4 protein-coding genes are annotated in these 2,532 nt (G+C 64.6%); 2 read left to right on the top strand and 2 right to left on the bottom strand.

Annotated features, from left to right (window positions below):
- Together traI and traJ are read right to left on the bottom strand one after the other, a co-directional pair.
- Positions 1 to 1,190 (bottom strand): TraI/MobA(P) family conjugative relaxase (traI, locus tag N878_RS17550; protein WP_021444900.1); only part of this gene is annotated, 1,190 nt, incomplete at its 3' end.
- Positions 1,191 to 1,224: 34 nt separating this feature from the next.
- Positions 1,225 to 1,599 carry a conjugal transfer transcriptional regulator TraJ gene (traJ, locus tag N878_RS17545; RefSeq protein WP_000426567.1) on the bottom strand — a complete coding sequence of 125 codons (375 nt, stop codon included), beginning with the start codon at positions 1,597 to 1,599 and terminating at the stop codon, positions 1,225 to 1,227.
- Positions 1,600 to 1,972: 373 nt separating this feature from the next.
- On the opposite strand from traJ, the gene N878_RS17540 reads away from it, so the two are divergent.
- Both N878_RS17540 and N878_RS17535 read left to right on the top strand, forming a co-directional pair.
- Positions 1,973 to 2,371: a TraK family protein gene (locus N878_RS17540; protein WP_001127128.1), complete on the top strand. Its 399-nt coding sequence runs from the start codon at positions 1,973 to 1,975 to the stop codon at positions 2,369 to 2,371.
- Positions 2,371 to 2,532, top strand: a 162-nt coding sequence (locus tag N878_RS17535) for an ArsA-related P-loop ATPase (RefSeq protein ID WP_031303391.1), incomplete at its 3' end; no start/stop codon positions are given. The genes N878_RS17540 and N878_RS17535, both read left to right, overlap by 1 nt.

Genomic DNA, 2,532 nt, shown 5'->3' with positions numbered 1-2,532 from the left:
TCGCGGGCGCGCAGGGCGGCCAGGGCGTCGGCGCCGCCGTGCTGCGCCTCCTTCTTGAGCCAGTCGGCCCACGTGCGCCGGCTGTGCTCGGCGTAGAGGGCCGTGCGCTCCTGCTGGAACTGCTTGTTGATCGCCTGGAGTTCGCTGCGCAGGGCCTTGCTCGCCTGGGCGTACAGCAGCTTCTTGTTCGCGCGGCCCTCGCCGACCACCTTAATCGTGGCGCGGCGCAGGCGGTTCGACCTCTTGGCCGCCTCGATCAGCCGATCCTTGCGATGCCGGGCGCGCTCCAGGGCCTGGGCGCGCGCCGTGGTCAAGCTCTGCTGCTCGGCCTTGTACTTCGCGTACAGCTCCACGGTGTTGACGCGAAGGCGGATGGGGTCTTTGCGGTACTGCCGCTTCGCGGTGGTTTGCGCCTGCCGTTCGGGCGAAGCCTCGAACGGGCCAAGCCGCGCCTCCAGGCTCGGCTTGGAAAGGTCGCGGGCTACTGTGCTCGCCTTCACCATCGTTCCGTCGCCGGCCTCGAACACGAGGCCATTGGCGCGGACGCGCAGCTCCATTCCGTTGTCCCGCATGACCTGGTGCAGTTCCTGCCAGGACTGCGCGCCCTTGATCTCGTCCAGGCACTCGCGCTTGATCCAGCCGACCAGGCTTTCAACGCCGGCATGCCGCTCCATGTCGGCGGCCCGGCCCTCCGCGCCGCGCTTGCGCGGCTCGTGGTTGTCGCGCTCCAGGCCGTAGTCGCGCTCCAGGGCCGTGCAGAGTTCCGCCAGCGCCCGGTGCGGGTAGTACGGCTCGTGCATCGTGTGCCGCGTCGGGTGAATCTTGTTGATGGCGATGTGGATGTGCAGGTTGTCGGTGTCGTTGTGGACGGCACTGATTCGCTGATGCTCGCCATAACCCAGCCCGACGCAGATGCGTTCCTCAATCGCGCGCAAGGTGTCGGCGCTGGGCTGCTCGCCGGCCCGGAAGCTGACGATCAGGTGGTAGGTCTTGTCGCCCTTCGCGCGGGTGTTCGTGTGCTGGGTCGCCAGCACCTCCGTGATGGCGTCCTGGATGGAACCGGCTTCGCAGTTCGTCGCCTGCACGTGGCCCAGCCGGTGGTCTTTGCTTTGGGCGTCGGTGATGTAGTTCGCCAGGCCCGCGAAGTCGCTCTTGCCAAGCGAGCGCATCGGCACGTGCTTGGCGATCATGGCCGCCCCTCCGGCTTTTTAGCCGCTAAAGAAGTCAAGGCTCGGCCCTCGGCTGAACCACGGCCTTCATGATCCGGCTCATTTCGTCCTGGGTGGCCTCGATCCGGCCCAGCAGGGCCAGGATGGTCGCCTCGCCGAACTGGAGCGTTCGCACGTCATCGGTCAGCCAGAGCTTGAGCAGGCCGCCAAGGCGGCCAAGGTCGCCGTTGACGCGCACCAGCTCGCGCACGTGCTGGTAGTCCATGACGCCCTTGATCTGGTAGCCCTGGCCCACGTCGCGCAGATAGCGCGCCACGCTGACGCCCGCCCTCTTGGCGTTCGCCTCGATCTCGTCTTTCTCTTCGGGGAACACCGGCACCCGCAGGTGCTGCCGCCGCCGGCGGCCGTGTTCCTTTTCGTCGTTCTCCATGCCTCGCCTCGTCTCTCATGCCGGCGGTAGCCGGCTGCCTCGCAGAGCAGGATGACCCGTTGAGCGCCCCCGGCGCGAATAAGGGACAGTGAAGATAGATAACCGGCTCGCCGGTTAGCTAACTTCACACATCCTGCCCGCCTTACGGCGTTAATAACACCAAGGAAAGTCTACACCAGCCATTACGATTTATCCGCAACTATCGCGCTATCAGGCCGCAAAAGCAGCAACGGATATAGCGAAAACCGCCACAATGGCCCATAATGCCGCTATCGAAGCGTGCCAATGCACGCCGATAGCGGACTTTTTGCGTTGCCGTAGCGCCGCTTAGTAGCGTTACATTTGCGATGAGAGGATTAGATGGACGAACACGATGCCAAAGACCTACCCCGAAGAGCTGGCTGAATGGGTGAAGGGACGGGAAGCCAAGAAGCCGCGCCAGGACAAGCACGTGGTCGCGTTCCTGGCCGTCAAGAGCGACGTTCAAGCGGCGCTCGATGCGGGCTATGCGATGAAAACGATCTGGGAGCACATGAAGGAAACCGGCCGGCTGCGCTGTCGGTACGAAACCTTCACCCAGCACGTGAAGCGGTACATCAAGGCCGCGCCGGTAGCTTCCCCGCCGCCTCCCGCCACTCCCCCGGACAGCCAGCCCAAGGGCGCGAAGCCCGAGCCGAAGGCCGCCCCGCCGGCCTCGGAATCCAAGAGTGAGCCGCCCAAGATCGGCGGCTTCACGTTTGATGCGACTCCAAAGAAAGAGGATTTACTGTAATGGCGAAAATTCACATGGTTCTGCAAGGCAAGGGCGGCGTCGGCAAGTCGATGATCGCGGCCACCATCGCGCAGTACAAAGCCGGCAAGGGACAGAAGCCGCTTTGCATCGACACCGATCCGGTGAACGCGACGTTCGAGGGCTACAAAGCCCTCAACGTG

The organism is Pseudomonas sp. EGD-AK9, assembly GCF_000465935.2.
Taxonomy (GTDB): Bacteria; Pseudomonadota; Gammaproteobacteria; order Pseudomonadales; family Pseudomonadaceae; genus Aquipseudomonas.
This window is presented reverse-complemented; position numbering and strand designations above follow the sequence as displayed.

Coding starts and splice junctions, on each gene's coding strand:
- N878_RS17540 (WP_001127128.1), top strand. CDS start 1,973: ATGCCAAAGACCTACCCCGAAGAGCTGGCTGAATGGGTGAAGGGACGG.
- traJ (WP_000426567.1), bottom strand. CDS start 1,599: ATGGAGAACGACGAAAAGGAACACGGCCGCCGGCGGCGGCAGCACCTG.